Annotated in this window: 8 protein-coding genes; 2 read left to right on the top strand and 6 right to left on the bottom strand. The window is 47.2% G+C overall.

The window, feature by feature from the left end; genetic code table 11:
- Window positions 1-1,081 precede the first annotated feature (1,081 nt).
- Window positions 1,082-1,420, bottom strand: coding sequence for a hypothetical protein (locus RW114_RS19075; RefSeq protein WP_340124333.1), 339 nt, complete (start codon window positions 1,418-1,420; stop codon window positions 1,082-1,084).
- Between the two features lie 54 nt (window positions 1,421-1,474).
- Between RW114_RS19075 and RW114_RS19070 the strand changes: the two genes are divergently transcribed.
- Entirely contained in the window at window positions 1,475-3,142 is a 1,668-nt protein-coding gene (locus RW114_RS19070) for an alpha-keto acid decarboxylase family protein (RefSeq protein WP_340124332.1), read from the top strand.
- A 259-nt stretch (window positions 3,143-3,401) separates the two neighbouring features.
- Here RW114_RS19070 and RW114_RS19065 read toward each other — a convergent pair whose 3' ends face one another.
- A complete protein-coding gene (locus tag RW114_RS19065; protein ID WP_340124331.1) occupies window positions 3,402-4,781 on the bottom strand; it encodes a cytochrome B6 in 1,380 nt (459 codons plus the stop codon).
- Window positions 4,782-4,998: 217 nt separating this feature from the next.
- On the bottom strand, window positions 4,999-5,238 hold the full coding sequence (locus tag RW114_RS19060) for a DUF2171 domain-containing protein (RefSeq protein WP_006889717.1): 240 nt from the start codon (window positions 5,236-5,238) through the stop codon (window positions 4,999-5,001).
- Window positions 5,239-5,916: 678 nt separating this feature from the next.
- Here RW114_RS19060 and RW114_RS19055 point away from each other — a divergent pair.
- Complete coding sequence (locus tag RW114_RS19055) at window positions 5,917-6,291, top strand: EF-hand domain-containing protein (RefSeq protein WP_340124330.1); 375 nt, start codon at window positions 5,917-5,919, stop codon at window positions 6,289-6,291.
- A 202-nt stretch (window positions 6,292-6,493) separates the two neighbouring features.
- On the opposite strand, the gene RW114_RS19050 is transcribed toward RW114_RS19055, so the two are convergent.
- The 3 genes from RW114_RS19050 to RW114_RS19040 are packed head-to-tail and all read right to left on the bottom strand — an operon-like array spanning window position 6,494 to window position 7,592.
- A complete protein-coding gene (locus RW114_RS19050) occupies window positions 6,494-6,736 on the bottom strand; it encodes a hypothetical protein (RefSeq protein ID WP_340124334.1) in 243 nt (80 codons plus the stop codon).
- Window positions 6,708-7,133 (bottom strand): FAD-dependent oxidoreductase, encoded by a 426-nt coding sequence (locus RW114_RS19045; RefSeq protein WP_340124329.1) that lies wholly within the window; start codon window positions 7,131-7,133, stop codon window positions 6,708-6,710. Before RW114_RS19045 ends, RW114_RS19050 begins: the two co-directional genes overlap by 29 nt.
- 15 nt (window positions 7,134-7,148) lie before the next feature.
- Window positions 7,149-7,592 (bottom strand): hypothetical protein, encoded by a 444-nt coding sequence (locus RW114_RS19040; protein ID WP_340124328.1) that lies wholly within the window; start codon window positions 7,590-7,592, stop codon window positions 7,149-7,151.
- Window positions 7,593-7,699 lie beyond the last annotated feature (107 nt).

The following is a 7,699-nucleotide window of genomic DNA, read 5'->3' as shown; positions in this document are numbered from 1 at the left end:
TAATTGAACGAGTGCGTTGTTTTAATGTTCATTTTAATGCAATCCATTCAACTTTAAAACCCACTCGAATCAATCCATAAGTCGGGAAATCAAAATACATTCAAAGTTGCTGTATTTCGACAGCCTATATTGGGACTGCAAGATAATCTTGAAATATCTGAGCTAACCGAAGTGTAATCCTGCATTCTATTCAGGTGAACGGCCGCTTTCGAGGGGACAGGCTACTGTTGAAGTAGTCATGGTGCATCAGCATAAGTAATGGCACTTATATTCTAATTGTAAATTCACAGCATAAAATACACTCTAATTTCTAAGGAGGAATGGTCGCTAAGTTCAATTGCAAGAAGAACAACTTAGTGGTTAAAGCTCAGATTCAGCAACGAATCTGAGCTTTTGCTCTGGAAGAAGACCAAATTTTCAGATAACTTTACATCAAACAAAGAATAATTTATGTTGGATATTATTAGAATATCGCTAGCGTCATACTGCAAGGCTTCCCGTCAAGCAAAGTCTCCTTCAGTAACACCTAGGTCGGCAACGTCAGCCGCAAAGCCATTGCTAGGATATTATTACCAATCTCCCGGAATTATCAAGATCAGTCAAAATACTCTACGTTACGAGACAGGAGTCGAGTAGTCCGCAGAAGCGATAGTGTAAGCGTGATTGCATTTTGTCGGCGTGAGTCAATTTTTATATGCAGAATTTGCCAGCTACTTGGATGCATTTAGGACGTTGAATTTTTCCATATAACAGCGTCCATTTTGGCAGTCATGTAAGGCTAATTCGCCATTAAAAGCAATAAGATAGTAATTGTTGCTGCTGGCCATTTTAGATGCTCTTTACTGAAAATGATGGAAAATTTTCCAAGCTGTTTGACATCCTAGATAGTTTGGCGAGGATCAGGTCAGGTTATGGCGGAGTAGTTACAACGTCCGCCCACCCGCTCTTGAAGTGGAAGATTCACGACCTCCGTGCCACGTCCGCGCGATAAGATCTTCTCCAGGAACAACTCCCGGCAACGGAATGCTTTATAAGGATACTGTCGCGCGCGCGATTCCTGCTCTGATGGCACGTCCCTATCTCACCGTTGGTGCGATAGGGACAGTCGGTTCTGATTGTTGCTCATGGAAACAGCCTCCGCGTATTGATCAAGTATCTCGACGACGTTTCTGACGCCGACATCGCAGACTTGAACATCCCCACTGGAATCCCTCTTGTGTACGAACTGGACGATGAACTCCATGCCGTCCGCCATTATTACCTTGGAGAACCCGGCGGTGTACAACAGGCGATACAGGCTGTGGCGAGCCAAGCATTGGTAAAACACTAGCAGCATGGCTCGTAGCGATTGTCCAATAAAACTAAGTTCGCAGGTGTGATCGGTCTGGTTTCGAAACCACAGATAAACCTCATCAGACATGATGCAACTATCGAATAGACCTTACTTAAATAGCAAGATGAGGAGTTCAATAACATGAAAAGTTCAGAAATCACGGTTGCTGATTACCTGATAACACGGCTCAAAGAGATTGGGGTGGATCACCTCTTTGGCGTGCCGGGAGATTTTGTCCTGGGCTTCTTCAACCAAGTACTGAAGAGCGACCTAAAGTATGTTGGCACCTGCAATGAACTCAACGCGGCCTATGCCGCCGACGGCTACGCTCGTATTCGGGGTGTTGGTGCATTTTCTTCAACCTATGGCGTCGGAGAATTAAGCGCCATCAACGGCGTGGCAGGCGCATTCGCCGAGAGAGTGCCGATGGTGGTGATCACCGGCTCGCCGTCGACGATTAATTTCCGCACCCGACCACTGTTGCATCACACCTTGGGCGATTATCAGATTCCCTTGAGGATATACGAAAAAATTACTGCCGCCTCAACCGAGCTGGTTTCGGCTGAAACGGCGCCGGCCGAGATCGACCGAGTGTTATCGGTGTGCCTATCTCATCAGCAACCGGTTTACATTAGCATCCCATCGGACGTGGTAATGATGTCGTGTCAGCGCCCTCAGGCTTTTCTGTTCCCACCAGCTCTAGGTAGTGATCCGGATGCGCTTGGAGAGGCGATCACCGAAGCGCTGGAAATGCTGGATAAGGCACAGAAACCGATTGTGATCGGCGATGTGGAATTGATACGCTTCAAGCTGCAACAGGATTTCGCCGGCTTTCTCGACAAAACCGGTTTCCCGTATGTGACCATGATGTTGGGCAAGAGCGTCCTGTCAGAGCAGCATCCGCAATTCATTGGTCTGTTTGAGGGAGAACGAAGTCGCGAGTATGTTCGAAATCGAGTCGAGTCGGCTGATTGCATTCTACAACTTGGGGCCGTGCTAACCGACTTTAACACCGGCGGCTTCACAACCAACCTCGACGACGTGGAGACGATCAGTGCCAATATCCGCTCCGTGAGGATCAAACATCATTATTACGAGAATGTGTCTCTACATGATTTTATCCTTGGGCTGACCGAAAAGCTTACCCGACGCGATCCCGCAACTCTGGATATCCAATGCGCCGCTGATGGCTGCGTGCACCGACGTGCGGAGCTGTACCAGCCTGATGTGCCGAAACCGCTTACCATTAAGCGTTTCTTCGACCGCATGAGTCATTTTATAGAAGACGATGCAATAGTCATTGCTGAAACAGGCGTATCCCTGTTCAGTGCCGCCGAAATGCTCATGCCGGAAGGAGCGACCTTCATAGGCCAGACCTTTTACGGATCAATCGGCTATACGATCGGAGCAACCCTGGGCGCGAGCATGGCAGCGCAGGATAGACAGGTCGTGCTGTTTGTGGGAGACGGATCTTTTCAAGTAACTGGCCAGGACCTGTCGACGATGATCCGCAACCATCTCAAGCCTGTCATATTTCTGATCAACAATGACGGGTATACCATAGAGCGAGTCATCAGCGACCATACTTATAATGATCTCCAACCCTGGAAATATCACAAACTGGTGGAGGTGTTCGGAGGTGGTCTAGGTCTTGATGTTCGTACGGAAGGCGAGCTTGAAGAGGCGCTGACTAAAGCTGCCACAGCGGACGACCTCGTATTCATCGAAATTCACACCGGACGACTGGATTGTCCCGAGTCGCTACGCAGTGCAGGTCAGTCGATGGCAAAAACAAATCAGCTCGACTAGCGCGAGAACTGACTCATCAACCTTATATTACTCAAGCTCGATATGACCCTCCACCATCAAATGTCAGAACTTACGCGTTAGTTACGCGCTTTTATGACCAATCGGCGAACCTCGCGGACGCGGTTGTGTTCATGCCAGAAGAGGGACTATATACGGATACAGAGGGATATAAGCTCAGTGGTGTCGACTGGATACCCCCCTCCCTGCTAAGCACCAGTCTGACCGTATAGAAGATTCGATCCTCTATTACTGCTTCTTTCTAAAGCTGTCGCATGAATGCGACGAGATCTTTCTTCTCAGTCTCAGTCAACTTGATGTCGAGAATCAGGTTGAAGAACTCTACCGTATCTTCCAACGTTAGCAACCTGTCGTCGTGGAGGTAAGGTGGCGAGTCTTTGATGCCGCGCAGGGGGAAGGTCTTGATTGGACCATCGGCACTGGCCATACGCCCGTTAATCATCTGTGGCTTGTAGAAGCGTTCCACCTTCATGTTATGCATAAGATTGTCGGTATAATAGGGCGCCGCGTGGCAGCTCGCGCAATTGGCTTTGCCGAAGAAAAGTGCTTGCCCGCGCATCTCCGATTCAGTAGCCATTTTCGGATTCAACTTGCCGTCAATGCCGAGTTTGGGAGCCGGTGGAAAATCCAGCAGTTCCTGAAACTCTGCCATGAAGTGCACCTGGCTGCCACGATCAAGGATGTTGACGCCCTTCTTCGTCGCGATGACCGGATCACCGTCGAAATACGCGGCGCGTTGCTCGAACTCGGTGAAGTCCTCCACGCTCTTCAAAGCACGCTGAGAGCCGAACAAGCGCTGGATGTTCACGCCGCGCAACGACGGCGTGTCAATGCGATGCCGAAACTCCTGAGGACGGGTATCTCCCGCGAGGTGGGTCGCAGCGTTTGTATGTCCATTGGCGTGGCAGTCGAAACAAGCAACCCCTCGACTCGGACGTTCCGAGCGGCGGTCCTCGGTTTGATTGAACTGCTGTTGTGGGAAGGGTGTCAGCAACATCCGCAGACCTTCTATCTGCTTGGGATTTAGTATCCCGTTGAACAACTCGTAGTAGTTGTCGATAGTGACGAGCTTACCTTGTGAGACGTCTCCGAGATCAGGCCGTGTGGTCAGGTAGATGGGAGCTGGGAACTCGGGCAAAAAATGATCCGGAAGATCGAAATCCAAATCAAATCGAACGAGGTCCCGCCCTTCTTGCTTCTTGATTTCTTTAATGAGAAACTTGGGAAAGACCATGCCGCCTTCCGGGTGGTTCGGATGGGGTAGTGGGAAAAAACCCGCCGGGAACAGGCCCTTCTCGCGAATCTCTTCGGGGTTGACCGCCGCCGCAAGCTTGTCCCAGCTTGTATCCTTGGGTAGCTTCACACGAACGCCTTCCTGAACGGACTTTCCGCTAGACATTGTCACGCCATTAGCCGGGCGGTCACTCAGGTCGTATCGCGCATTGAGCAGGTCGATCTGACGTTTCATGATCTCTGACTTAGCAGCCTTCATGCGTGCCATCGTCTTTGCGAAGTCCTCATTGATGACAATGGGGGCGTAGCTCGACTTTTTTGTTGCTGATTCCTGGGCTTTACCTATGCCGCTGACTATGAGCGCTGTCGCGAATATCCCGAACAGCATCCAACGGTCTCTTTGAGTTGTGTGTCTCATATCTTGTCCTCCGAACCTTTAAGTTTGGTGGAATGGCTCAAGACCCAGAGCCCAGCCGTCGCACATTCAAATTCGCAACGGCTAAGTTGAAGCAAACTGCTGACGCTCAGCACATTCACCTAAGCGTCTCGACAGAAACAAAAAGCCACTCTAACGATTGTCTATATTATCGCCTGAAGTTATTCGCTTAAGATTTCGGCGAAACTGTCGACCACTCCTGCATCGCTTGATCGCCTGGACGATCTACTTTAACCTTGCCGCTCTCGATTGAGCTTACCCAGGTTAGCGGAATGTAATGGTGTTGACCTGCTTTATCTTTCTTCAGCTTGATGGTATCCGTCCCCTCCATATGATCGACAGTAGCAAATTGTCCGTCTTGGGAGCAAACAACGGGCATATCAGGTTTGATTTGGTCGGGGTTAATCATGGTTTTTCTCCTGTTGGCTCAGTTTGAGCCGGTTCTATGAAAATTCTTAATCGGTATTCAGACGCGGATTGAAAACACTACCCTTTTCGGACTTTAACTGGATTACTCGATTTTTTCTTAACGAGTGAGTTCCCTGCATACCTCATTAAATCTCCTTGTCTGTGTTTTAAGGCTACACAGATAATTAAAAGCGGTCTGTGCGACATCGCACATAGACGATGTCCTTGTGGTTGTCAAAAAACAAAAACTTTAATAATCGCGTAATTTTTGCATAACACTGCTTAATTTTGTGTCCGGAAAAGTGTTGATACATTACATTACCCAGTCGCTCTATGTGTGCCACCGTACCGACTTAACTCAATTGTCCAATTTATAATTATTATGTCTCAATGAATTATTTTTTTGTGTCAGTGCTTGAATTGAATTGATATGAACATGGCGACAAAGTCATTTTCCACATTCTCGAAGATTGAAGTAATTAAGCAGACATGAAAGAAGCATCAAATGGAAGACGCTGGCTATATCGCAGAGTGATATTATTAATTCATCATTAGCCGCCCAGACGCTTTGGGCCAGTAATAACGCTCATCCAAAGCAGGCAAGTAACACGATATTCTTGTTGAAACCATTTTCAAGATAAAACCGGATCTACTTAAACTCTAACCCTGTGAGACCATTATGAAAACCAGAAAAACTATTCGCGAAATATCCCATAACTCCAACCAGTTTTTTAAAATTATTAAGGTAGCTGTTGTTATGAGTATCGGCCTTGGCTCTGTTACCCAGTCTGTATGGGCTGAAAACCAAACTCCAGATGTTCAAAATGCACAAGCCGATCCAGCCAAAAAACCTGGAGATGGCCTAGGAAAATTACCCACATTTGCCCAAGCTGATGTAAATGGCGATCACTACGTTACTAAAAGTGAATTGCAAAATTTCCCTTATTTACTGCAAGTGTTCGACAAGGTGGATGCAGGTCATGACGGTAAGTTGGAACAACATGAATACCAAAACCTGGAAATGGAAGCCAAACGGGAAGGGGAAGTTAAGTAAATGGGGTATAGGCCCAAAACCGTCGAGGCATTTGAGGTTCGGCGCCGACATTACCGTATGGAGGCGCTAATGCGAGAACAACCTGTCTTAATATGTAATGTGGCGATATCCAAAATAAAAAAATGCAGCATAAAGCCGAAACAGTCCATCAGATAACGGAGAGTCTCGATCTCAAGAGTCCAGTTGACTAGTATTATGCGACTTATAGCTTTGAATTAGTTTCACGCAGAGTTACAAATTCCTCGGCAGCAGTAGGATGTATGCCGATAGTTGTATAAAAGACCGCCTTGGTCGCACCTGCTCGAATGGCAACAGCCATACCCTGGATAATTTCAGGGGCGTCAGGCTCTACCATGTGTGCATGCCGATAACCCGTATCAGTACTGCGGACCACGATCATCTTCATCAGCGTTTTTTCATCCAATCCGGAAAGAGTATTTTTTATCGGTGTAAAACGGGTTTGGTAAATGTCGATGTTCGGGTAATTTTTCGCGTGCCTGTGCTTCAGTTAAACCTACACTAGCGATATTGGGCTGGCAAAAAAACAGCCGTGGGGATATTGTCGTAATCCACCGGTCGCGGCTGATTGTATATAACGTATTTACCAGAGCCGCGCCTTCGGCTATGGCTACAGGCGTCAGGTTGACCCGATCGGTGACTTCACCCAGCGCATAGATTGATGGCACATTGGTTTGATAGTCACTGTTGACCTTAATGGCTCCTTTACTGTTCAGTTCAACGCCAAGCGCCTCTAGTCCTAATCCGGTTGAATTCGGTTTTCTGCCTGTGGCATACATCACCAACTCTACTGTAGCTTCGAAAAATTGAGGCTGTGCAGTCACTTAAATAATACCAACTCAGTTTTTCTCCAGTCGGATTTTAAGCGCGTATTTTTCACGGTCGATTTCTCCCCAGGTACGGATACCAAGCCGGCGTAATAGGGGTAAGGGAGGGCACCATCCTTGTAATCCATGCTGCAACAAAAACGGCAAAACAATGCCGGGGAGGAATAACCATTTTCGATTTTTGGTTAAACCAAGAATCAGGCCGGTTAGGGCTAACGTAGAGGCATTGACCTCAAGCACTCGCTCTATATCCCATTCCTTATCCAGCATTTGAATACGTTCAAGAATTTCTGCCCTGCTTTTACCCTTATAACGGTGAATATTTATATCCGTTTGATGATCTATTTCTTCATTCACAAGGGAAGCGGTGGAGCTACGAACGCGATCCAGACTTGATCTTGTTGAATCTTCAGCATTAAATATAGACATATAGACTTCCAGAAAATTAATTTCCAAAACAGTAAAAAACTCCTTTGAAGATATACTTATTTCTACTGAAAAAACTTAAAGGAGCACTTAAAATCATAACGCTAAGCTTTTCGAATTCAATTGTACAAAAACTG

Source organism: Methylobacter svalbardensis (genome assembly GCF_037671525.1).
Taxonomy (GTDB): Bacteria; Pseudomonadota; Gammaproteobacteria; order Methylococcales; family Methylomonadaceae; genus Methylobacter_A; species Methylobacter_A svalbardensis.
This window is presented reverse-complemented; position numbering and strand designations above follow the sequence as displayed.

Excerpts from the sequence above, each read along its gene's own strand:
- RW114_RS19060 (WP_006889717.1), bottom strand. The coding sequence starts at position 5,238 with ATGATTAACCCCGACCAAATCAAACCTGATATGCCCGTTGTTTGCTCC.
- RW114_RS19065 (WP_340124331.1), bottom strand. The coding sequence starts at position 4,781 with ATGCTGTTCGGGATATTCGCGACAGCGCTCATAGTCAGCGGCATAGGT.
- RW114_RS19055 (WP_340124330.1), top strand. The coding sequence starts at position 5,917 with ATGAAAACCAGAAAAACTATTCGCGAAATATCCCATAACTCCAACCAG.
- RW114_RS19075 (WP_340124333.1), bottom strand. The coding sequence starts at position 1,420 with ATGTCTGATGAGGTTTATCTGTGGTTTCGAAACCAGACCGATCACACC.
- RW114_RS19070 (WP_340124332.1), top strand. The coding sequence starts at position 1,475 with ATGAAAAGTTCAGAAATCACGGTTGCTGATTACCTGATAACACGGCTC.